The sequence below is a fragment of the Dryocola sharpae genome (assembly GCF_051307055.1).
In the GTDB taxonomy this organism is placed as follows: domain Bacteria; phylum Pseudomonadota; class Gammaproteobacteria; order Enterobacterales; family Enterobacteriaceae; genus Dryocola.
The window spans coordinates 1990887-2014318 of sequence record NZ_CP149994.1 but is presented as its reverse complement, the minus strand read 5'-3'; the positions used below and the strand labels follow the sequence as shown (position 1 = coordinate 2014318).

Sequence of the window (23432 nt, the reverse complement as noted above, 5' to 3'; positions counted from 1 at the left end):
TTCCTTTTTTATTATGGAGAATCAGGCGACGGCGCTGACGGTGGATTGCTGCTCCGGTCGGGAGATCGTCCGGCTGCGGCTGCCATCCACAGCAACGGCGGCATCGCCTTCAACGGTGACGCGGCGTACCAGACGCGGCTGGGTGCCGTAGTCGTTAACGGCGTAATGCTGCGTCGCGCGGTTGTCCCAGATAACCACGTCGTCCTGCTGCCAGCGCCAGCGCACGGTATTTTCCAGCTGAATGACGCGGGCCTGCAGCAGTTCAAAAAGACGGGTGGATTCGCGGCTGCTGAAGCCGGAAAGACGCCTGAAGAAGTGGCCCAGCAGCAAGGCTTTTTCACCGCTCACGGGATGTACATGCACCACCGGATGTTCCGCTTCGTAGACGGCGGAAACGAACACTTTGCGGTGATGATCCAGACGCTGCTGTTCCGCCACCAGGCGCTCGGCGCCGTAGTCATAATCGTTGCTGTGCACCGCACGCAGGTTTTCTACAAAGCGCTTTAACTCTTCCGGTAAGTTTTCATAGGCGGTAACGGTATTGGCCCAGACGGTGTCGCCGCCGTATGCAGGGATCTTCACCCCGCGCAGGATAGAGATTTTCGGGAAAGCTTCGACAAAGGTGACGTCGGTATGCCAGGAATCCGCGCGGCCGCCGCCTTTGGAAGCATCCAGTTCAAAGAGTTTTGTGCCGGCCGGTGACGGCACGGTAGGATGAGCCACCACTTTGCCAAATCGCGCGCCAAATGCCTGATGCGTTTCATCCGTCAGCTGTGTCTGGTTACGGAAAAAGAGAACCTTATATTTCACCAGCGCGGCTTCTATTTGCGAAAAGGTTTGCGCATCAAGATCGGGCGTTATTTTAATATCCACAATTTCGGCGCCAATATTTCCGGCAACGCGGCGAATAGTCAGATCGGGAAATTCAGCATCAATCTCATAAGTATTAATCGTCATAACGGCGGTCTCTTAAACGTTAAGTGGACTCGCAGTATAGAAACAGCGAATTAACAATTAAAAGAATCGATACTTATATAGATAGATTTTTTAGCTGGCAAAGCTAAGTTAATTTATAGCTAACGCATGGGGAATAAAAAAGCCCGTAAGATGAGGCTTCAGACGGTGGGTAAAGTACTATTATGCCTGCCGGCGCGTTAATCCTGCCCGATATAAACAAAGAATTATTTCTTCTGGTTTATCCAGGCATCCGAAAACCAGGTTTGCGGATGCCTGTCACCACTCTTAATCCTCAGAATGAGAAGCGTTTAAGAAGGCGGTTATTTGAAACTAATACGAACTACCTCATCCGGGCTGGCTGGTTCTTTATCACGCGAGCCTGGCTGTTTCACGCTGACAAACAGCGTCTGGCCGTCATCCGACAGCGCCAGGCTGTTAGGATGCGTTGGGGTATCGATGGTTTCGAGCACCTTGTAGGTCTTCGCATCAATCACGCTGACTTTACCCGACTCGCGGTGCGTGACGTAAACTTCGTTACGGCGGGCGTTGTACAGCACGGCCAGGGATACCGGCAGCGCTATCTTCTGCAGCACCTTGCCGTTCTGAGTATCCACAACCAGCAGCTGCGGCGATTTTGAATCCGTGATAAACGCGCGATGATTTTCAGTATCCAGACTCAGGTTCAGGTAGAAATGCTCGCCTTCTTCAAGTCTGGTTCTCGAGATAACTTTGTCCGTGGCGGTATCAATGGTGATGAATTCATTATCGCCGTTAGTCATGTAAATGCGGGAGGCTTTGGCGTCGATAGCCAGGCCCGTGGCAGATTTACCTAATCCTTCAATGGTGGTGCGCAGCGTCAGATTATCGCCATCCACAATCCACAGCACGCTTGATGCGCCCAGCCCGCCAACGTAAAGGGTATTCGTCGCTTCGTTAACCACCAGCTCACGCGGCGCAAACGGACGCACTTCTTTTGTACGTTTACGCTCATCCAGCACCAGAGATTGCTTCACCTCGCCCGTTTTCACATCAACAGCGGTGACCGCGCTGTTAGTGGTGTTGCCGAGGAACAGCGTGCCCGTGGTGTGGTTCACCGCCATGCCGAACGGCTTGAGGTTGTTATGAATAGCCTGGGTGATTTCAAGCGTGGCCGGGTCAAGGCGGTAAACCACCCCGCCCTTATCCAGCTTGCGGCTCTGGGAAGTTGCCACGTACAGCGCCGAAGGTTCGCCGGTAACGGCCAGTTCATAGGCGCCCTTGCCTACCGGTTTACGATCGAGAGTGAAATTCGTGTCGGCAAACAGCGAGGTGGAAAAGAGGAAAGTAGAAAGCGCAAGCACAGGTAAAACACGACGTTTAGTCTGTACGCCAGAGTCCATTGAAGAAAACATAAATCTCCCTATGTGGGCCGGTTAATAGTGGTAATGATTATCATTATCTTTGATAAAAAGTAAATAATTATCATTAACAAATTAACGTCGGGAGATCCTGATGTTAAATCACCTTCTCCCTGGGCGTGGGAGAAGGTGATTTAACAGGCTCAGACCTGCAAATAAACCATCTGGGTTTGCAGATATTCATTCAGCCCGTGGCGCCCATCCGCCCCGCCAATGCCTGACTTTCGCCAGCCGGCATGGAAGCCCTGCATCGCTTCAAAGTTCTCACGGTTGATATAGGTTTCACCAAACTTCAGCCCTTTAATCGCTTTCATGGCGGTATTCAGATCGCGGGTATAAACGGAAGAGGTCAGGCCGTAGTCGCTGTCATTTGCCATCGCCACCGCCTGCTCAAGGGTGTCGAAAGTGGTGACCGGCAGTACCGGACCGAATGTTTCATCATGCATGATGGTCATCTCCTGACGCACGTCCACCAGCAGCGTTGGCGGATAGAAGTAGCCTTTGCCTTCAGGCGCCTTGCCGCCGGTCAGCACGCGAGCGCCTTCGCTCACCGCTTTCGCTACCTTCTGCTCGACCCGCTCAAGCGCTGCGGCATTGATTAACGGCCCCATCGCCACGTCGTTACGCTCGCCCGTATCGCCAAAGTTCACCTGCTTAAAGGCTTCGCTCAGACGGGTAATAAATTCGTCGTAAATGCCCTTCTGCACGTATACGCGTTCCGCGCAGTTACAGACCTGCCCGGTGTTGATCATGCGTGAATCCACAATCGCTTTAACCGCGATATCCAGATCGGCGTCGTCCATCACAATTGCAGGCGCTTTGCCGCCCAGCTCCAGGCAAACCTTAGTGATATTTTTTGCCGCCGCAGCCATGATTTTCTCACCGGCCGCCACGCTGCCCGTCATGCTGACCATCGCCACCTTCGGGTTGCCCGCCAGCTCCTGGCCCACCGTTTCGCCCCGGCCAAGCACCAGGTTAAAGACGCCTTTCGGCAGGCCGATATCGTGAACAATTTCAGCAAACGCGATGGCGTTGTTCGGCGTGAACTCGCTGGGTTTGATAACGATTGTGTTACCGGTCACCAGAGCCGGCGCCAGTTTGCGGGCAATGAGGAAGAACGGGAAGTTCCACGGCAGAATACCTGTCGTCACGCCAAGCGCCCGTTTGAATACGAGGATATTTTCGCCGGGACGATCGCTTTGCAGAATTTCACCTTCATAGCGGCGCGCCCATTCGGACATGTAGTCGAGATAATCCGCAGTGAAAGCCACCTCCACCTCAGCTAACTGCTGGGTTTTGCCGCCTTCAGCAACAATTAACGCGCTGATGACGGCCGCGCGTTCGCGAATGCCTGCGGCAATTTTTCGCAGCCAGCCCGCACGCTCAATAGCCGGTAGCGCCTCCCAGCCGTCCTGCGCTTTAGCTGCGGCATCAATCGCCTCTTGCGCCTGCTGCGCGCCGCCGTCCGGAATACGGGAAATCACCTCTTCGGTGGCGGGGTTCACCACGTCAATCCATCGATCGCCCTGCCAGGGAACAAACTGGCCGTTGATATACATTGGGTGCTGTACGGGTGCTGTCATGACCGACTCCTGTGAGTGCAGAGTGAATGCTGATTGTTATGTCCGGGTAAAATATTTGTAACCACTTTAGGCATCAAAAACGCTATTTCGGGCAAAACGGTCATGTTTTGTGATGGCACTCAATAAAATCGGCGCGTGAGAGCGAATTTATTTACAGATTAACAACATGAGGCTGACCGTTTCAGAGCCCTGGCTGGTGAAACGGTCAATGCGGGCAGGATCGGAGCAGCGCTATCGGCTGCTCCCCGCCAGTTTTGCTGCAAACAGCATAAAGGCCCCACCTGTAGTGAGATCCATCCAGCTTACAACGGCGGGGATTTTAAATACTCCTGAAGCGTAGCTTGCGGCCATGATCAGCGTTAATGACCACATCGTTCCGATAAAAACATATATGGAAACAAGCAGAAGCGTCCAGATGACGGGAGAATGCCCCGCTGGGATAAACTGCGGTAAAAAGGAGACGTAAAACACCCCCATTTCAGTTGGCGTCGTTGTTATTAATCATTACCGCAATAGTGTGCCAGGGCTCTCGCCAGGCCTGCCGGGTTTTCCCATGACATCGAATGTCCTGCGCTGGGGATAACCAGAGTGGGGATACCCGCAGCCTGTATTGCGTCGAAATCCGCATCCGGCAGGGACTGCTCGCCGAAAATCAGCGACTTAGGTATCCGCAGTGAGGTAAATATTTCAAACCAGGATGGCTCAACTCCTTTGACCAGGCTGCTCGCGCCGCGCCACAAAGCATAAGGCGCGTTACTGAGTAAACTTCCGGCCCACGGGGACCGCTCCGCCGCAAGCAGGTTTTCGTACCCCTCGCTGACAAACTCGCCCTCTTCCTGCCCGGCAATACCGCGGCTAAACATGCCGCCTCCGCCCTGGAAGTTCGGTTCCGAGACAACCAGCCCGGAGATTTTTGCAGGCATCAGCGCGGCGACTTCAATCGCAATGCTGCCCCCCATGCTGTGCCCGTAAAGATAAAACCGGTGCAGGCCAAGATGTTCCACCAGTTCGGCGACAACCAGCGCCTGATCGGAGGTGGTGTAGGAGTACTCCACTGGCTTTTCACTGTAGCCGCTGCCCGGCAGGTCAATCAGAATACTGCGCCGGTGGCCGAAAGCCGGGTCGGCGTACACGCGTGGATATTCATAAGAAGAGGCGCAGCCCAGACCGTGAATAAACAATAAAGGCACGCCGCTGCCGGGCAAATCATGGTAGCGAACCCGGCAGCGGGCATGACGGGAAGTAAAACTGTGCATAGCGCTTCCTTTCAGAGGGTGATAACTGTAATTATATACAGCCCATCGCAGGATTGGCTACCATTCCACCCACGCGCCGCCCTGGTCGCTGCTGGCGCGTAGCGTTTCGATAAAGCGCATGCCGGATAAGCCTTCGACGATGCCGGGCAATAGCGGCGCGCTGCCGCCGCGGATCTTTACCGCTGCCTCACGGTAAATTTGGGCGAAACCTTCCAGATAACCTTCCGGGTGTCCGGCCGGCGTGCGGCACTGATGGCGGATGGAATCATGGTTGTTTATGCCGTTACGCGTGACAACGTAACTATTACCGTGCAGCGGGTGAATCTCAAGAATTTCAGGCTGCTGCTGCCGGAAGCTGATGCTTCCCCGGCTGCCGACAATACGCAACCGCAGATCGTTTTCATAGCCTGGCGCGACCTGGCTTGCCCACAGTCGTCCTCTGGCACCGCTGGCGTAGCGCATTTCTGCATAAACTTCATCGTCAAGCTCGCGGCCTGCGATGCGCGTCAGGAGCTCGCCGCGAATCGATTCCGGCTCCATGCCGGTAACAAAGGCTGCCAGCTGCCAGGCATGCGTGCCGATATCGCCAATCGCTCCTGCCCCGGCAAACTGTGCCTTACCTCGCCAGCTCGCCTGTTTGTTGTCAGTAAGCTCCAGCCTGTCGTTCAGCCAGCCCTGCAGGTACTCCACTTCTATATTGCGGATATCGCCGATTTCGCTGTTGGCGATGCGCGCTCGCGCCTCGCGTATCATCGGCAGCGCGCTGTAGTTATGGGTCAGGATAAAATGGCAGCCGGATTCGTTCAGCACGAAAGCCAGCTCTTCGCCCTCGGCAAGGGTAATGCCCAGCGGTTTGTCGCAGATAACGTGGATCTTCTTTTCCAGAAACGCTCTGGCGATGGGCACATGCAAAAAGTTCGGCGTGACTATCGCCACCGTTTCAACGCCATCCGGCCGCGCGGCCTCCTGCTCCGCCATCTCCTGCCAGCTTGCATAGCTGCGTTCCGGGTCGACAAATAACGCTTCACCGCTGCGCTTTGCAACCTCAGGCGAGGAGGAAAAGGCTCCGGCGACCAGCTCAAACTGGTCGTCAAGACGCGCGGCGATACGGTGCACGCCGCCGATAAAGGAGCCTTCGCCGCCGCCCACCATGCCTAACCGAATGCGTTTCATCACTTCTCCTCCAGCCCAAGCATTTTACGTACCGCCGCCGTTTCGCTCCCGCGCAGGGCGAAATCATCGAAGGCATAATCGGCCACGGGAATGATATGTTCGGCGATGAATTTCGCCCCTTCACGCGCGCCCGCTTCGCCCGCTTTCAGACAGCACTCCCACTCAAGCGTAGCCCACCCGGCGTAGTCGTACTGCGCAAGCTTGCTGAAAATACCTTTGAAATCCACCTGCCCGTCTCCCAACGAACGGAAGCGCCCGGGACGTTCGGTCCACGGCTGATAGCCGGCATAGACGCCGCTTTTCGCCGAGCGCTGAAACTCAGCGTCTTTAACGTGAAAGGCTTTAATGCGTGAATGATAAAGATCGATAAAACCGAGGTAATCCATATGCTGCAGCAGCATATGGCTCGGATCGTAAAGGATGTTGCAGCGCGGATGATTATCGACAAGCGCTAAAAAACGCTCGAAGGTAACGCCGTCATGTAAATCCTCGCCGGGATGCAGTTCGAAACAGACGTCCACGCCCGCATCATCAAAGCTGTCCAGCACCGGACGCCAGCGCTTTGCCAGCTCCCTAAAGGCCTCGTCGATAAGCAGCGCATTGCGCGGCGGCCACGGATAAAAATAGGGCCAGGCCAGCGCGCCGGAGAAAGTTGCGTGCGCTTTTAGTCCCAGATTTTGCGACGCGCGCGCGGCCTGTTTCAGGCAATCGACGCCCCACTGCTGGCGCGCTTTGGGATCGTGCGCAAGCTCAGGCGGAGCGAAGCCTGCAAACGCCGCTTCATAGGCGGGATGCACGGCGATTAGCTGGCCCTGCAAATGAGTGGAAAGCTCGCTAATGTCCAGACCAACGTTTGCCAGCCGCCCGCTGATTTCCGCGCAGTAGTTCTGGCTTTCCGCCGCTTTACGCAGATCGAAAATATGCGGTAAATGAGTAGGAAGCTGCACCGCTTTATAACCCAGCCCGGCGGCCCAGGCCGCCAGCGTATCCAGAGAGTTAAACGGCGGCTGTTCGCCAATAAACTGGGAAAGAAAAATGGATGGCCCCTTCAGGGTTTTCATCACAACACCTCCTTAATATTAACCATACGCTGCTCGCGAACCGCGAGATCAGCCGCCAGCACCACGGCCAGGCTTTCAATCGCCTGCTGCTGATGCAGCGTTAAATCGCTATTTTCAATAACGGAACGCGCAAAAAACTGCTGTTCGAGACGGCACAAGGCGAAGTGGTCTGGCTCACCGGCAGCGCTTATCCACTCGTCCTGGTGCGCAAACTCCCCCTGAGCATTGAGCTGCGAATGATGCAGGCGCAGCGATTCGGTTCGCGTGTGCGCCTCGACGCTGGCGGACTGCCCTTCGCCACCCGCTTCGCGTGCCACAATAGAAGCCGATCCTTTTGGCCCGATAACGTCTTTAATAAAGAACGCCGTCTGGCTCATCATCGGCCCCCAGCCCGCTTCGTACCAGCCGACGGAGCCGTCAGCGAAACGGACCTGCAGCTGGCCGTAGTTGAACTGTTGCGGAGCAATTTCATCGCTTAAGCGCGCGCCGATCGCGCTCACGGAAAGCGGGCTTGCCTGCGTCATCTGGCACATCACGTCCAGATAATGCACTCCGCAATCCACAATCGGTGAAAGCGACTGCATCAACATTTTGTGGGTGTGCCAGGCAGGGCCGGCGCTTTGCTGGTTGAGGTTCATGCGCATCACCAGCGGCTTGCCGAGGTTTTGCGCCAGGTAAATAAACTGCTGCCAGGCGGGGTGGTGACGCAGAATATAGCCCACCACAAGCTGTTTGCCCGCCAGCCGCGCGGTTGCCGCCACGCGCTTCGCGCCGGAAACGGTGGTTGCGAGAGGTTTTTCCACAAAGACATGGCAGCCTGCGGCAAGCGCCGTCAGCGCTAAAACTTCGTGGCTGTCAGACCAGGTGGCAATACAAACCGCATCCGGCCTGGTCTGTCTGATGGCGTCCTGCATTTCGTCGAACAAAGGAATATTCTCGCCGAGCTGCGCCTTCAGGCGCTCTTTGGACGTTCCGCGGGCAACCAGCCCGCAGAGTGAAAATTCCGGCAGCGCCTCATAGGCCTGAGCGTGGGCGGCGCCCATATTACCGCAGCCCACAACCAGCACCCGCAGTGCCCTATCGGCCATCCTTCGCCCCTTCTTTATAGTTAAACGTAAAGAAGAAAATGGCGGCAATAATCACCGCGGCGATGGCCGGCAGCCACCAGAACTGCTGCCACTGCACCAGCGCTTCAGCGCCCTGGGCGGTAACCGAACGGTTAAATACCGCGCCGCTGATTTGCGAACCAATAAGCATACCCAGCCCGTAGGTAAACAGCACCAGCAGGCTCTGCGCCTGGCCCTTCACTTTGTCGCCCGCCACCTTGTCGGTATAGATAAAACCGATAACGAAGAAGAAGTCGTAGCACACGCCGTGCAGAATAATGCCGATGTAAATCATCCAGCGGGTCTCTTCCGCGATGCTCAGGGCGAACATGGCGTAACGCGCAAACCACGCCAGCATGCCGATCAGCAGCATCATTTTGATGCCCAGACGGCGGAAGAAGAACGGGATCAGCAGCATAAACAGCAGCTCGGACATCTGCCCGAACGCCATCACGCCGCTGACGTTTTCAAAGCCCAGCGCGGAGATAAACGGCGCAGCGTAAGCGTAGTAGGCGGCCAGAGGAATTGAAATCAGCGTGGCGCAGATGATGAACACCATAAAGTGGCGCTGTTTAAGTAAGGCAAACGCATCGGCGCACAGTAAATCGCGCATGGAAAGCGGCTTACCGCGATCCGGCGCTGGCGTGTTGGGCAACGTAAAGCTGTAAATGCCAAGAACGACCGACGCAACGGCCGCCATGGTAAAGATGCTGGTGCTGTCAGAAAGCCCGCTCACCCCGACGATCAGCCCTGCGACGATCCAGCCGATAGTGCCGAAGGCCCGAACGATCGGGAAACCCTTCTCGCTGTTCACAAGGCTGTGAAACGCCACGTTGTTGCTCAGCGCGATGGTTGGCATGTAGCAAAGCATATAGGCGAATATCACCCACAGCAGGCCGGTTTGCCCGCTTTCGAACAGGCCCGGCAGCCACCACAACAGCGCGGCTCCTACCAGATGCAATACGCCGAGCACCTTTTGCGAAGCAAAGAAACGGTCCACCAGCATGCCCAGTACAAACGGCGAAAGGATGGAAGCGACAGGACCGGTGGAGTACGCGTCGCCAATCACCGCGCTAAGGCCATATTTGCCCATCACGACGCCCAGCGTAACGTACCAGGCCCCCCAGACGAAAAATTCCAGAAACATCATTAACGACAGGCGCGTAATCACCCATTTATGCGTGATTACCTGAGCCCCAACGGCTGAGTGAGAAGACATAAATCCTCCGCGGCAGAGTATTGATTTAAGGGTAAGAGGTTATTTTTGTAATCGATTACATTAACACTTCATTAAAAATGTAATCGATTTCAGTGGGGTTTCCATCATGCTCAGGAATTATTTGATACTATTGATGCGGATCTGGAATGTGCTTCACAAATAAACAGCCTGGATATAAGGATCAGCATGTCGATAGATGAAGTGGCTCGTATGGCGGGGGTCTCCACCGCTACCGTTTCCAGGGTGCTGAACGGCAATCCGGGGGTAAAATCTGCTACCCGGGATAAGGTGCTGGCGGCTATTGAATCATGCGATTATCAACCAAATCTTCTTGCGCGCCAGTTGCGCACCGCGCGCAGCCGCATGCTGCTGGTACTGGTTTCCAATATTACTAACCCCTTCTGCGCGCGGGTGGTCCGCGGCATTGAAGAGGAAGCGGAAAAACACGGCTATCACATTCTGCTGTGTAACTCTGAATCACGTCTGACGCGTGAATCCGCCTATCTGCAGTTGCTGAGCGGCAAAGTCGTCGACGGCGTAATTACTATGGATGCCATCAGTTGTTTACCGGGCTTAACAACGCTGATTGGCGATTCGCCGTGGGTGCAGTGCGGCGAAGGCGATCCGGGCTATAACGCCTCTTCCGTAACAATCGATAATTTTAAAGCGGCCGCGGCTGCGGTCGATCATCTCGCCAGCGCAGGCTATCGACGTATCGCGTTAATTAACGGCGATTTGCGTTACCTCTATTCGCAGCAGCGGGAAGCGGGCTACCGGGCCGGACGAAGTACGGCCTGGCAAGCCGTGGTTTATGCAGACAGTCTGGAATATCAGGCGGGCGTGCAGGCGATGGCGGAGCTCTTCACCCTGCCGGAACCGCCGGATGCCGTTTTTGCTATTTCCGATGCGCTGGCCGGCGGCGCGCTGCATTACGCCCACGCAAACGGGCTGCGCGTGCCGGAAGACGTGGCGATCATGGGGTTTGACGGCGTGCCGTTTGGCGCGGTAACCACTCCGCCGCTCACCACCGTTGAACAGCCGATGCATCAGCTCGGCGTGCGTAGCGTACAGCTGCTGCTGGAGAGAATTGAAAATCCGCAGGTGGAAACGGTGAATGAAATTCTCGACTGGAAACTGGTGGTGCGGGGATCGGTTTAAGCCGGTGGCAAATCATACGTTTTACGGCTACAATTCGCGCCACCTGCAACTATCTGAATATAAGGAGGATCCCCATGCTGTCTTGTGAACATTTTAACCGTTCGCATACTTTTGGCGATCGTCACTGCTCAAGCGTTATCGACACCGTGCTGCGATAACTTCGGCTTGAGCGAAGACAACCCAATCACTCCCTTCCCTCAGGCTTACTGAGTTATCGTCAGTTTTATATGACGAGGCATTTTTATGCCTGTAACTCCTGAGTAAGCACTATGACAACCTTATTAACCGCCCGGTCTCTTAACCTCGATACGCCTTTTGGTCCCCTGCTGACCGACATTACCTTTACGCTTAAAAAAGGCGATCGCCTGGGCTTAATCGGCCATAACGGCTGCGGCAAAAGCACCCTGCTGAAACTGCTTGATGGCTCACTTTCTGCAAACAGCGGCAGCGTGACAAGCGCGCACCAGTGTCTGATGGCGCGCGTTGAGCAGCATCTTCCTGAAGCCCTCCATCCGCTGACCATCCTGGATGCGGTGCTTGCACGCCTGGATACATCGCAGCGCCACGGTGAAAGCTGGCGCGCTGAAGCGCTGCTTGGCAGTATGGGCTTTAGCGAACAGGACTGGCATCTCACTGCCGGCACCCTGAGCGGCGGGCAACATACCCGTCTGCTGCTGGCGCGAGCGCTGATAACCGGGCCGGATCTGTTGCTGCTTGATGAACCCAGCAACCACCTCGATCTGCCCACGCTGCTGTGGCTTGAGCAGTTCCTGCGCGGCTGGAACGGCAGTTTTGTGCTGGTTTCTCACGACCAGCAATTGCTGGATAACGTCACCAACGGCACATGGATTTTGCGCGACCGCACCCTGAGCTTTTTTCAGCTTCCTTGTTCGACAGCGCGAAAAGCACTGCAGGAGCGAGATCGGACGGATGCCCATCGCCACCAGGCGGAGCAAAAAGAGATAGACCGCATTGCTGCCAGCGCCAGACGGCTGTCGGTATGGGGACGCGTGTATGACAACGAGGATCTGGCGCGCAAAGCTAAGCAGATGGAAAAACGCGTCGATAAATTAAAGGATGAACAAACCGAGCTAAGCGCCGGACATCAGTGGCAGCTGATTCTGCGTGGTGAAAGGCTCCAGGCCGACCGTCTGCTTGAGATGGAAAATCTGCATGTTTCGCCTGCGCCCGATGCGCAACCGCTATTCCGGCTGCCGTTACAGCGGGTAAAAAGCGGCGATCGGGTGGCGATTATTGGTCGCAACGGCTGCGGAAAGTCCTCCCTGCTGCGCCTCTTGTGGCAGCAGTATCAGCAGGCGGAACAGGATGAAGGCATTCGCCTCCATCCCCGCGCTGAAATGGGCTACTACGACCAGACGCTGCATCAGCTGCGCGATAACGATACGCTGCTGGAGGCGCTTGAACCTTTTGCCGCCTTAACCGGGCAGGAGAGGAAAATGGCGCTGATAGCTGCCGGTTTCCCGTGGCTTCGCCATCAGCAAACCGTCAGTACCTTAAGCGGCGGCGAGCGTTCTCGTCTGCTGTTTGTCGGCCTGACGCTTGCGCGTTATTCGCTGCTGATGCTGGATGAGCCCACCAACCATCTGGACATGGAAGGCAAAGAGGCGCTGGCCGAAACGCTGCAAGCCTTTGAAGGCGGCGTGCTGCTGGTCACGCACGATCGTTCGCTGATTGCGAAAAGCTGCAATCGCTTCTGGCTGATTGATAATGGCGAACTGAGCGAATGGTACGATCCGGATGCTTTGTACGCATTATTGACCGCCGAAGAAAAGGGAGAGCGGGTAGCCTCTGCCGTTGAGTCGCCTCTGCCTCCTGCAGAACTGAAGCAGGAGGCGGATGTGCTGCTCGAGCGCCTGCTGGATCTGGAAACCAGGCTGGCCGACGATCTGGCGCGTAAAGAGAAGCATCAGAAACCTGCCTTGCAAAAAGAGTGGCTTCAGGAGATTGCCGCGCTGAATGCACGGCTGGAACTGGAGTAGCAGTATCTGTATCAGGGGGGCAACCCCCTTTTTTAGCGAAAACGTAGCGCTACGGGAACGCTGTTGAAATGCGAGTTTGCCGTATCTAAGGGCAACATGGCCTGCGCCCTTAACAACGTGAAATCCAGCTGGCGCAGCAGCTGCGCCACCGGCGATGCACGGTGCACTAACAGCACGGCACTTGAAATAGCGTTGGCCATTTCCAGCGACTCGGGTTTATCCAGCGGGCGAATAGCCAGCCCCACCTTATCGAGAGGAATGAGCGATGATTCCTGATGCCAGACGCCTGTATCAACTTCGCCGGTAAATACCAGGCGAGGCAACAACGTAAAATCCACCTCAACATATTCATAATTCTGCGGCGGAAATTGCGCGCGAGTTAAGCGTTGATGATCGCTGGAATGGCAATCGATCCCCACCCGCGGCCGGCTGATGCCCTGCGCTTCGTGCCTTTCAACAACCACCAGGCTTCCCGGGCGGTAATAGCTCCCGTTGCCCACCTCAAACATTTCATACCCCTGGGTGGACGAGTCCGCCAGCAGCATCTGGGCCGAGCCCGAAGAGAGCAAAACGATATCCGCCTCGTTGCGTTCCAGCGATGCAAGGCGGGAATGCGCGCCGCGCAGATAACCGACCGTTGCGACCACGTCCCATTGGCTGCACTGCTGTGCAAACGCTGAGGCAATCTGAGTCGCTTCCAGCGAACCTCGCGGCGGGAGAAGAATATGTACGGGCGGCATACGCGCGGCGTCCCACAGCAGGGGGAAGTTCCAGGAGACCGCAAAGGTCCCCTGGTGACCACGAGAAACGAGACTGACAGCGCCGGATTTTTTAAGCTCCTGCAAAGCTTTTTGCACCGTACCTGAACCTATTCCCAACGCTTCCTGAAACCAGGCGGTAATGGGCAGACGGCCAGAAAGCCCGCCTGAAAGGATAGTACGGGCGATAAACGCCACCGGGGAAAGCTGCTTAACATTGTGAGTAATAACCGTCATTGTTGCCGTCTACTCGTTTTATTCCAGAAGCCGTGACGCTTGCTCAACGCTCTGGCTGTCATGCACCACGGCATTCAATGCCCGGAGCACGCCGGCAGGCTGCTGCGCACGGAAAATGCGTCGACCAAACATCACCCCTTTTGCACCTGCCTGCATGGCATCGGCCGCCAGCTGCAGCGTGGCGTGCGGATCTTCGCCTCCGGCGCCTCCCGCAAGCAATACCGGAGTATAGCAAGTGCTTGTTACTTCGGCAAAAGCCTCCACGGAACCGGGCCAGAGCGCCTTCACCAGATCGGCACCAATATCGGCGGCAATGCGGCAATACATGCTCATGACTTTCGCGCTTAACGCATCCGGATCTATACCTTCCAGCGCGGAACGTGGTTCAACGATCAGGGCGATACCATAGCGTTCACAATCGCGGGCGATACGCGTATTGCGGACGATTTCCGCCTGCTCCAGCGCCGTATCTTTCTGGCCCAGATACATGTAGGTCATTACCGCGTCTATACCGCAGGCCGCCACTTCGCTGATATCCGCCAGCTGTGCAAGCACCCCTTCACCACGCCCATCTTTTCCTGGCGTATAGATGCTCCTGGCATGGTTCTTCCAGTCCAGGTGAAGGACAAAACCCGGCCTGTCCCGGCCTACGAAGGTTTTCTCCACCAATGGGATCATGCCTGGCGACACCATCACGCCATCGGCGCCGCGAAGCTGCGTAAAGACCGATTCAATTTCATTGCGCGTTTTCAGGCCGGAAGGCGGGCCTGACATCACGCCGTGCGAAGCAGCGACAACCACCGCACGGCCAGTTTCCGGACGCAAAATACGACCTAAGCGAAGCGCTTTTCCGGTTCGGGAATCCATCTTGATCTCCTTCACAAAGTTGTTAAAACCGTTTAAATGCAATTTGCAGCTTTCTGCAAATTGATCGTATATTAGCCTTGAACACCGTGTCAATGAATTATGCCCGGCTCGTTTTTACCGCAAATTCGTCAGGACGCGCCCATAAAATGTTGTGAACCAGGAGCGAGTATGTCCAGGATTTCTTCTCTTATCACCGCGTTGGCAGCTATTCTGCCTGAAAAACAGATCTTAACCGATCCCGCTACGCTTCAGGCGTCAAGCCACGATACCTGGCCTCTGTCTACCAAACTCAGAAAGCTGGGCTGTCATGAATATCAGGCAGACGTGGTGGTAAAGGTCGCTAACGAAACGCAGATCCAGCAGGTTATGGCCCTGGCCACGTCCAGCGATACGCCGGTCACACCGCGAGCGCTAGCCTCCTCTGTAACAGGACAACCGCTGCCAACCCGCGGCGGCATCGTTCTGGACCTGAGCGAAATGACCCACAGCCGGGAAATCAATACCACCAATATGACGGTGGAGGTTTCTACCGGCTATAACGGCGGCAAGCTTGAGGATGAGCTCCAGCAGATGGGCTGGACGCTTGGGCATTCCCCGCAGTCTCTTTATCAGTCCAGCGTCGGCGGCTGGCTATCAACGCTTGCGACGGGGCAATTTTCCTCTTACTACGGCGGTATTGAAGATCTGATCACCGCCTACACGGTCATCCTTGCCACCGGCGAGCGGGTGCGTCTTAAGGCCTCTCCCCGTGCCGCGATGGGACCAGACCTGCGCCAGCTTTTTATTGGTGCGGAAGGGACGCTTGGCGTCGTGACCTCCGTACAGTTGAAGATGTTTCCCCTGCCCCAGACGCGGCTTTATGAAACTCTGGAGATCCCCACCGTCGCAGCGGGGCTGGATATCATGCGCGAACAGGTGATGGCCGGCTTACGCCCTTTCCTGCTGCGCCTGTACGACACTGCCGAAGCGCGCCACGCGATGCAAAATCCCGCGCAGGATAAACCCGTAATATTTCTCGGGACTCAGGGCGTCGATGCCGTGGCCCATGCCGAAATGGAAGCCTTTATGTCCATCGTGAAACGTCACGGCGGAAAATCACTGGGTACCGAAGGCGTGCTGAAATGGATGGACCGGCGCTTCGATTTTTCAACGGTAGAAAAATTGCTCGACAGCACCGGCGGTTTTGCTGAAACCATTGAGGTCGCGCACACCTGGGACGGCATCGCCAGCCTCTATCAGGCGTTGAACAAAACGCTGACGCCGCTGGCGGGAGAAGTTTTATCGCATTTCTCCCACGTCTACCCGCAGGGAACATCCATGTACATGATCCTGCTGGGGCACGAAGAAAACGATCGGGAAGCGGTGGAAAAGCTGCGCACTATCTGGCGCGAAACCATGCGCGTCTGCCTTGAGCATAAGGCTGAGCTGTCGCACCACCACGGCGGTGGGCTGGTGCGCTCCCCTTATGCCCGCGAGTCGCTGGGGTCCGCGCATCTGCTGCTGCGTCGGGTTAAGCACGCGCTCGATCCGAACGGCATTCTTAATCCCGGCAAGCTGGGACTCTAACTGGGGGCTATCACGATGTGGTTTCTCGGCATTGATATTGGCACGACCCATATAAAAATCATCGGCACCAGCGAAGAAGGCGCGCTGCTGCCGGTGAGAAAGTGCCGAACGCCCGTCAGCACGCGTGACGGGCTGACGTTTCATGATGCAGACGCGGTGTGGCAAACCCTGTCCGCATTAATCGTGCAGTATGCGCAAACGGAGGCAAACGCCTGCGGCCCGCTGGCGGCCATCTCGGTTGGCACGTTCGGGCAGGAAGAGTCGGTGGCCGTAAACGCGCGCGGCGAGGTTATCTACCCTTCTCTGGCATGGTGGGAGAATTATCCCCAGGCGGCGCTGGACATAGCGACGCACCAGTGGCTGGACAGCCCGCAGCACTATGCCATCTCCGGCATGCGCTCGCGCCCAAACCAGAGCCCGGAACGTCTTAGCTGGCTGCGCAGGCATCACCCGGACATCTGGAAAGAGATTGCTCAGTGGGTCGATTTTGGCAGCTATGTAAACTGGCGGCTTACGGGAGAATGGCGGGCCAGCAGCTCGCAGATTACCCACTCACAGTGCTTCGACCTCAAATCCATGCGGCCACATGAGCCCACGTTTGAAAAGCTCGGATTATGGCCGGAGCTGTTCCCGACGATCGCCGATTGCGGAGAATGCTGCGGGGAAATCTGTCCGCAAACCCTTCCGGGCGTGGCTCTTCATCCGGGCGCCTGCGTATTTACTGGCGGCCACGATCAGATAGTGGGTGCCTGGGCTGTTCAAAACCGGCAGCCCACCAATGTTTTCGATTCGATTGGCACCTCCGAATATCTGATGGTGCTTACGCCTCGTTTTCCGGATACCCCTCTCGCCTGGCAGCTGGGCGTGGATATCGAACGCACCTGGCAGCCGGGTGAATATGTAATGGGCTGCGCCACCCCTTCCGGCAAAATCATTCAGACGCTGGCGGAGCTGCTTTACCAGAACGACTTTGATTTGCTTTTCAGCGCGTTACATCAGGAAAGCCGCACGACGGATTTGTCCGTTTCGATTAATGAGGATGAATCTCAGGGGCTTTTTTCGCTTCATCAACTTGCTGCGGGCGTCCAGCCAGCGGATATCGTTCATGCGACGCTTAACCACATCGCTGACCGAACCTGCCTGTTGCTTAATCATATGTGCGAGATCGGCGGGATCCGTCCCCAGGACGCGGTGCTGATGGGGTCTTTATTTCAGCGCCGGGAGATGCTCGAACATCGTAAACGCCGCTGGCAGATGCCGCTTTTCGTCAGCGACCTTGCCGAACCGGTTGCCACGGGCGCCGCTACCCTCGCTCGCGAAAGCTGGCTTATCGCCACTCATCAGGAGGACCGCCTGTGAACGTGATTATCGCTTCGCTGAATACAGCCATAGAACGTCTGTTGCTTGTGGAAAGCCAGCGGCCCGGGCAGGTGCATCGCCTGCTGGACGACAAAACGCTGGCGGGCGGCAAAGGCGTGAACGTGGCGCGAGTGCTGCTCCAGCTTCGTCGGCGTCTGGACAACGCGCCCGCTCCGCTGCTGGTAGGTTTTCTGGGCGGGGCGACGGGCCGCCTTTGCCGTGAGCTGCTGACGCAGGAGAAACTGCCCGGGCGCTGGTGCGAGACCGCCGCCAGCACGCGCATATGTGAAGTGGTGACCGAGCTGGTTTCCCCGCTGTCTGCCAGCGTGTACAACGCCGCAGGACCGGCAGTGCGATCCGAAGAGCTCGCCAGGCTGCACGAAATGCTCGCCGAAGAAATGCAGCAGGCCAGCGCGGTTATCTGCACCGGCTCGCTGGCGAAAAACATCCTGCCGGATGAGTATGGCCGCTGGATAACGCTTGCGAAAAAACAGGGCGTGCTGACGCTGCTGGATACGCACGGCACGGCGCTGTTGCAGTCCGCCGCAGCCTTGCCGGACATCATAAAAATCAATCGCGATGAGCTTCAGCAGGCCAAAGAGTTAGCGGGAAATAATCTTCCCGAAGCCTGGCTTGCGCAGGGCGTTCGCTGCGTGATTATCACCGATGGCCGGGAACCTACGCTTGCGCTGACGCCGGATGGCAATTATGAAATCACTCCGCCAGTGGTCGATACCATAAGCCCGGTCGGATCCGGAGACGCCTATTGCGCAGGGTTGATCGCAAGCCTCCTCGCGCGGCCCAACGCGGGCTGGAAAGACCACCTTGCGCTTGCGGCCGCCTGCGGAGCATCAAACGCCACAAGCCCGACGGCGGGCCTTGCCACAGATGTTTCACTCACTGAATTACAACAACGTTGCACGGTTCGCGCCGTGTAATCCCTTACGCCCACTCGCCTGTTAACGGAGAGTACTATGGTCAGTCATGCACACGTCGCTGCAAAAAATGCCTGGATGCGTAACGTTCTGTTGATTTCATTCGTTACCGCCGTCGGCGGATTCCTCTTTGGGTTTGATAACGGCAGCATTTCCGGCTCGGTCGGCTTCCTGCAAAACCGCTTCGCGCTTGATGCGGACGGCATCGGCTGGGTCACGTCATCTATTATTATCGGCTGTATTATCGGCGTGGCCCTGGCGGGCCCGCTTTCGGACGCCGTCGGCCGCAAGAAGGTGCTGCTGCTGACAGCCCTGATTTTTATCTTCGGCGTGCTGGGCCAGGCGCTGGCGACCTCTGCCGAAATGCTGGTGTGGTATCGCATTCTCGTCGGCATCGGCATCGGCATTGAAACCACTATCGCCCCGCTCTATATCGCGGAGGTTTCCCCGGCGCATATCCGTGGGCGGCTGGTTTCGCTTAACCAGCTGTTTAACTGCATCGGCAACCTGGCGATCTTTTCTATCGCCGCCGTTATCGCAAGCAGCGCCAGCGAAGCCTGGAACGTTGAACACGGCTGGCGGGTCATCTTCGCCACCGGCATCGTCCCGGCCATCGTTTTTCTCTTTCTGCTGATAAAAGTACCGGAGAGCCCGCGCTGGCTGGTTCGAAAGGGGCGCCATGAGGCGGGCCTGGCGGTGCTGCGCAACATTAACCCTGACGAAAGCGCCGCCAGAGAGCAGCTGGAAACAATCAAAACGGCTCTGCAAAGCGAGAATCCTTCGCGTCTGAGCGAACTGCTCAAACCTCGCCTGCGTAAGGCGCTGATCGTGGGCTTCGGCGTGGCGCTGTTCCAGCAGATCACCGGCATCAACGCCATCTTTTACTATGCGCCGGAAATCTTCAAAACGGCGGGCGTGGACGTCAGCGGCGCAATGTCCTTTACCGTGCTGATTGGCATGATGCTGGTTGCTTCGACGCTGGTTTCGATGTGGATAATCGACAAGGTGGGCCGCCGCACCCTGCTTATTTTCGGCTCCGTTGGTATGGCCGCCGCGCTGGGCGGCATCGGGCTGCTTTTCCGCTCGGCCGAAACGCATACCACCCTGCTGCTGGTATTGATTCTGGCTTACGTGGCGGTATTCGCCGTTTCATACGGCACGGTCGCCTACGTAATAATCTCAGAGATTTTCCCCATCAACGTGCGCGGCATTGCGGTTTCAATTGCCACCTTCGCGCTGTGGGGCGGGAACTTCTTTGTTTCCAGGTTCTTCCCCGTATTAGTGGAAAATATAAGCGCGGCGAATACCTTCTTTATTTTCGCCGGAATAGCCGTTGCGGCATTAATTTTCGTGCTGGCGATGGTGCCGGAAACAAAAGGGAAAACGCTCGAAGAAATAGAGCTGGAAATGCATATTAACTAATTAAAAAACCAGCCATTGGCTGGGTAAAAAATTATAAAAAGACACCCTACAACGCTCAGGAGAATATGATGAGACCTGGAAAAGTATTGCATCCACAAGTTGCCGCCGTATTAGCAAGCCTCGGGCACGGCGATATTTTGCTGGTAACCGACGCGGGCGCACCGATTCCCTTTGACGCACAAAAAGTCGATCTTGCTTTTTGTGCCGGCAGCGTGGACCTGCTGGAAATATTACGCGTGCTGCGTCAGGAAATGTTCATTGAGAATGTAATATTCGCCGCTGAGGTTCCGGACAGCAACCCCGTCCTGATGGCCAGGGTAACGGATATTTTTACCGGTTCAGGAGCGGACTTCACTTTACTGCCACACTCGCAGCTCGTGGCGGATATTTATAAAAAAGCTAAGTTTGTCATTCGTTCCGGCTCGCTGATGCCCTGGGGTAATTTTGCGCTGGTCGCCAGCACCGATCCGGACGCCTGGTTTGACGACACCATGAAAATTATTCCTGAATACGTAGAAAGATCCAAAAGAATTAAAAACAACGCGGCCCCACGGATAATTAAAACTAACTGACGGGTGTAAACCATGAATAAAGTATATTCAACAAGCTATAAGCTCTCGCTTATCGCCTCGCTGGCCGGGCTGCTGTACGGTTTTGATTCGGCCGTCGTATCCGGCGCCATAGCGCATATCAGCCGTTACTTTTCTCTTGATGCGACAGGAACCGGCTGGGCCGTATCCTCGGTCGTCCTCGGCTTTATGATTGGCGCCTTCAGCGGCCAGTTTATCAATAACGCCGTGGGTCGAAAAAAGACGCTCGTTATTACCGGATTTCTGGTCTTTATCGCCGGTATCTTTACCGCCTTCCCGTATAACTTCACGATGTTTATTCTGTTCAGGATTATCGGCGGTATCGGCGTTGGCTTAGGCTCGGCCACCGCGCCGGTCTATATAGGCGAAATCTCAGCGCAAAAAATTCGCGGTAAGGCGCTGGGGTTTTATCAGATGATGATTGCCTTTGGCATCCTCTGCGTTTATCTGGTCAACGCGCTGGTTGCCAGCCAGATAACCGATGCGGACTGGGGAACAAACTATTCGTGGCGTTTTATGCTGGGCGCGATGGCGATCCCCGGCGGCATTTTTATGATTCTGGCGTGCTTCCTGCCGGAGTCCCCCCGCTGGTTAATTAATAAAAACAGGGAGGACGAAGCCGCAGAGGTCATCAACCATATTAATGGCGAAGGCTTTGACAGCAATAAAGCCATTGCGGAAATCAAACAATCTTTCCATCGCGTAAATCATTCCGTAAAGAAAGAGTTGTTGCTTGCGGGCAAGTACCGACGCGTCTCTTTCGTTATTCTCGCCATGGCGCTGCTGGCTAATCTTTGCGGTATTAACGCCGTTTTATATTATGGCAACGTTTTATTTGAGAACATCGGCATCGCCAGCGAAAAAACCGCGTATTACCAGCAGATTATCGTGGGAATTGCATTCTTTGCCGCGGCATTGTGGGCCGTTTATAACGTAGAAAAGTATGGAAGAAGAAAGCTCCTGATTATTGGCTCTTTTGTTTGTTTCGTCGCCATTACCCTGCTGGGAGTCTTGATCTTCCTGGGCGTCACCAGTCTGTTTATGCTGGCGCTGATGATTGTTTATATTCTGTTCTTCGGCGGCACCATCGGCCCCATTCTGTGGATAATCATCCCGGAACTGGCGCCCAATATCCTGCGTGACAAACTGATGTCGTGGGCAACGTTTCTTATCTGGACGGGCAGCTTTATTGTTTCGCAGACTTTCCCGATGCTAGCCAACAGCGTGACGCTGAATGCGGTGTTTAACGGCAGCTTCCCGTTCTTCCTGTATGGCCTGTGTTGCCTGCTGTGGTTCTTGCTGAACCTCTTTTTTGTTACCGAGACAAAAGATAAATCCCTTGAGCAAATCAGCGCCGAGATGTGTGAGAGCACCTGAACCCGGCGCGCTAAACGTAAGCAATCGCCCTGCGCTTATCGGCACAGGGCGATTTTTTATATCGAAATTTACCAGACTTTTTCAGCGATCGCCGTCACCAGGCGAACCTTGTCCCACTGCTGGGCGGCGGTCAGGCTGTTGCCCTCTTCCGTGGAGGCAAAGCCGCACTGCGGGCTGAGGCAAATCTGGCTGATATCGACAAATTTCGCCGCTTCATTAATGCGCGCCTGGATTTGCTCAGGGTTTTCCAGCTCACCATTTTTGGTGGTGATAAGCCCCAGTACGACCTGCTGTTTGCCCGGGCGCACAAAACGCAGCGGGGCAAAGTCGCCTGAACGGTCGTTGTCGTATTCAAGGAAGAAAGCGTCCACGTTCACGGTGCCAAATAATATCTCCGCTACCGGCTCGTAGCCGCCTTCAGAAATCCACGTCGAGCGGAAGTTACCGCGGCAAACATGCAGGCCGATGGTCAAATCTTCAGGTTTCCCTTCCAGCGCTTTATTCAGCACGCGGGCATAGATTTTCGCCAGCTCGTCAGGATCGTCGCCGCGCTCGCGGATCTCTTTGCGCTGCGCGTCTGAGCACAGGTACGCCCAGACGGTATCATCCAGTTGCAGATAGCGGCAGCCTGCCGCGTAGAATGCCTGAATCGCATCGCGCCAGGCTGCAGCCAGATCGTCGAAATAGTCGTTTAAATCGGGATAAACGGCGCTGTCGACGGCGTTACGGCCGCCGCGAAAATGCAGCACGCTCGGGCTTGGGATAGTCATTTTCGGCACCGCATTACCGCTGACGCTTTTCAGAAAGCGGAAGTCTTCCAGCATCGGATGATCGCCAAAAGCGACTTTGCCGACAACCCGCACGCTGTGAGTTTTGGTTTGCACGCCGTTGAACTGAATACCCTGCTCCGATTCGTAACGTTCCACGCCCTGCAACCCGTCGAAAAAGTCAAAGTGCCACCAGGCGCGACGGAATTCACCGTCGGTGACGACGTGCAGACCGCAGGCGCACTGCTGCTCTACCGAAGCGCGAATGGCTTCATCTTCAACCTTGCGCAGCTGCGCCGCCGTGATGTCGCCTGCGGCAAACTGCTGGCGGGCTTCCTTGATGGCATCCGGGCGTAAGAAGCTCCCGACGATATCCGCGCGGAACGGGGCGTGATTGCGCTGTTGCGTGTTGTGCGACATATGAATTCTCCTGGTGACCCGGCTAATTAATTTAGCAGAGTGATAGTTCATTATTTGAATTTTTAGCCATCTGGATGGCTATTTGTTGCAGCCAGAATGGCATGTCGCCGGCGAGCGGGCAAACGAGGAAAATTCACGGCAGGTGTAAAATATTCATCTTGTTAAAATGATGTAACTTTAAATATTGATCTACATCACACTCTGCCGTTAAATACGGTGTCCCG

Annotated in this window: 19 protein-coding genes and 1 pseudogene; 8 read left to right on the top strand and 12 right to left on the bottom strand. The window is 55.8% G+C overall.

The window, feature by feature from the left end:
* Positions 1–21: 21 nt before the first annotated feature.
* The 9 genes and pseudogenes from WLO31_RS09705 to WLO31_RS09665 all read right to left on the bottom strand — a co-directional run bounded on the left by WLO31_RS09705 (position 22) and on the right by WLO31_RS09665 (position 9752).
* Positions 22–957: a TauD/TfdA dioxygenase family protein gene (locus tag WLO31_RS09705; RefSeq protein WP_435930238.1), complete on the bottom strand. Its 936-nt coding sequence runs from the start codon at positions 955–957 to the stop codon at positions 22–24.
* Positions 958–1277: 320 nt separating this feature from the next.
* Positions 1278–2336 (bottom strand): YncE family protein, encoded by a 1059-nt coding sequence (locus WLO31_RS09700; protein ID WP_435930576.1) that lies wholly within the window; start codon positions 2334–2336, stop codon positions 1278–1280.
* A gap of 161 nt (positions 2337–2497) precedes the next feature.
* Positions 2498–3937 carry an aldehyde dehydrogenase gene (gene aldA / locus WLO31_RS09695; RefSeq protein ID WP_435930237.1) on the bottom strand — a complete coding sequence of 480 codons (1440 nt, stop codon included), beginning with the start codon at positions 3935–3937 and terminating at the stop codon, positions 2498–2500.
* A gap of 231 nt (positions 3938–4168) precedes the next feature.
* Positions 4169–4417: pseudogene (locus tag WLO31_RS09690) on the bottom strand (LysE family translocator); the annotation flags it as partial.
* 17 nt (positions 4418–4434) lie between these two features.
* Positions 4435–5193 (bottom strand): alpha/beta fold hydrolase, encoded by a 759-nt coding sequence (locus tag WLO31_RS09685; RefSeq protein ID WP_435930236.1) that lies wholly within the window; start codon positions 5191–5193, stop codon positions 4435–4437.
* 57 nt (positions 5194–5250) lie between these two features.
* Complete coding sequence (locus WLO31_RS09680; RefSeq protein ID WP_435930235.1) at positions 5251–6366, bottom strand: Gfo/Idh/MocA family protein; 1116 nt, start codon at positions 6364–6366, stop codon at positions 5251–5253.
* Positions 6366–7427, bottom strand: a complete 1062-nt coding sequence (locus WLO31_RS09675; RefSeq protein ID WP_435930234.1) for a sugar phosphate isomerase/epimerase family protein — start codon at positions 7425–7427, stop codon at positions 6366–6368. Before WLO31_RS09675 ends, WLO31_RS09680 begins: the two co-directional genes overlap by 1 nt.
* Positions 7427–8515, bottom strand: a complete 1089-nt coding sequence (locus WLO31_RS09670) for a Gfo/Idh/MocA family oxidoreductase (protein ID WP_435930233.1) — start codon at positions 8513–8515, stop codon at positions 7427–7429. The genes WLO31_RS09675 and WLO31_RS09670 overlap by 1 nt, the downstream gene beginning before the upstream one ends.
* Positions 8505–9752 (bottom strand): MFS transporter, encoded by a 1248-nt coding sequence (locus tag WLO31_RS09665; RefSeq protein WP_435930231.1) that lies wholly within the window; start codon positions 9750–9752, stop codon positions 8505–8507. Before WLO31_RS09665 ends, WLO31_RS09670 begins: the two co-directional genes overlap by 11 nt.
* A gap of 186 nt (positions 9753–9938) precedes the next feature.
* On the opposite strand from WLO31_RS09665, the gene WLO31_RS09660 reads away from it, so the two are divergent.
* Positions 9939–10910: a LacI family DNA-binding transcriptional regulator gene (locus WLO31_RS09660; RefSeq protein WP_435930230.1), complete on the top strand. Its 972-nt coding sequence runs from the start codon at positions 9939–9941 to the stop codon at positions 10908–10910.
* A 269-nt stretch (positions 10911–11179) separates the two neighbouring features.
* Positions 11180–12910: an ABC-F family ATP-binding cassette domain-containing protein gene (locus tag WLO31_RS09655; RefSeq protein WP_435930229.1), complete on the top strand. Its 1731-nt coding sequence runs from the start codon at positions 11180–11182 to the stop codon at positions 12908–12910.
* A gap of 32 nt (positions 12911–12942) precedes the next feature.
* Here the strand turns inward: WLO31_RS09655 and WLO31_RS09650 are convergent, their stop codons facing one another.
* Together WLO31_RS09650 and WLO31_RS09645 are read right to left on the bottom strand one after the other, a co-directional pair.
* Positions 12943–13905 carry a YhfZ family protein gene (locus WLO31_RS09650; protein WP_435930228.1) on the bottom strand — a complete coding sequence of 321 codons (963 nt, stop codon included), beginning with the start codon at positions 13903–13905 and terminating at the stop codon, positions 12943–12945.
* Between the two features lie 18 nt (positions 13906–13923).
* Positions 13924–14772 (bottom strand): class I fructose-bisphosphate aldolase, encoded by an 849-nt coding sequence (locus tag WLO31_RS09645; protein ID WP_435930227.1) that lies wholly within the window; start codon positions 14770–14772, stop codon positions 13924–13926.
* 168 nt (positions 14773–14940) lie between these two features.
* Here WLO31_RS09645 and WLO31_RS09640 point away from each other — a divergent pair, with 168 nt between their 5' ends.
* The 6 genes from WLO31_RS09640 to WLO31_RS09615 all read left to right on the top strand — a co-directional run bounded on the left by WLO31_RS09640 (position 14941) and on the right by WLO31_RS09615 (position 22021).
* Positions 14941–16338 carry an FAD-binding oxidoreductase gene (locus WLO31_RS09640; RefSeq protein WP_435930226.1) on the top strand — a complete coding sequence of 466 codons (1398 nt, stop codon included), beginning with the start codon at positions 14941–14943 and terminating at the stop codon, positions 16336–16338.
* Positions 16339–16353: 15 nt separating this feature from the next.
* Positions 16354–17697 (top strand): FGGY-family carbohydrate kinase, encoded by a 1344-nt coding sequence (locus WLO31_RS09635; RefSeq protein ID WP_435930225.1) that lies wholly within the window; start codon positions 16354–16356, stop codon positions 17695–17697.
* Positions 17694–18635 carry a 1-phosphofructokinase family hexose kinase gene (locus WLO31_RS09630; RefSeq protein ID WP_435930224.1) on the top strand — a complete coding sequence of 314 codons (942 nt, stop codon included), beginning with the start codon at positions 17694–17696 and terminating at the stop codon, positions 18633–18635. Before WLO31_RS09635 ends, WLO31_RS09630 begins: the two co-directional genes overlap by 4 nt.
* 36 nt (positions 18636–18671) lie before the next feature.
* The gene (locus WLO31_RS09625) at positions 18672–20054 is read left to right on the top strand and encodes a sugar porter family MFS transporter (RefSeq protein ID WP_435930223.1); all 1383 of its coding nucleotides are present in this window, start codon (positions 18672–18674) and stop codon (positions 20052–20054) included.
* 65 nt (positions 20055–20119) lie between these two features.
* Complete coding sequence (locus tag WLO31_RS09620; RefSeq protein ID WP_435930222.1) at positions 20120–20626, top strand: RbsD/FucU domain-containing protein; 507 nt, start codon at positions 20120–20122, stop codon at positions 20624–20626.
* Positions 20627–20638: 12 nt separating this feature from the next.
* The gene (locus tag WLO31_RS09615) at positions 20639–22021 is read left to right on the top strand and encodes a sugar porter family MFS transporter (RefSeq protein WP_435930221.1); all 1383 of its coding nucleotides are present in this window, start codon (positions 20639–20641) and stop codon (positions 22019–22021) included.
* 68 nt (positions 22022–22089) lie between these two features.
* On the opposite strand, the gene WLO31_RS09610 is transcribed toward WLO31_RS09615, so the two are convergent.
* A complete protein-coding gene (locus tag WLO31_RS09610; protein WP_435930219.1) occupies positions 22090–23208 on the bottom strand; it encodes a cobalamin-independent methionine synthase II family protein in 1119 nt (372 codons plus the stop codon).
* Between the last annotated feature and the right edge of the window lie 224 nt (positions 23209–23432).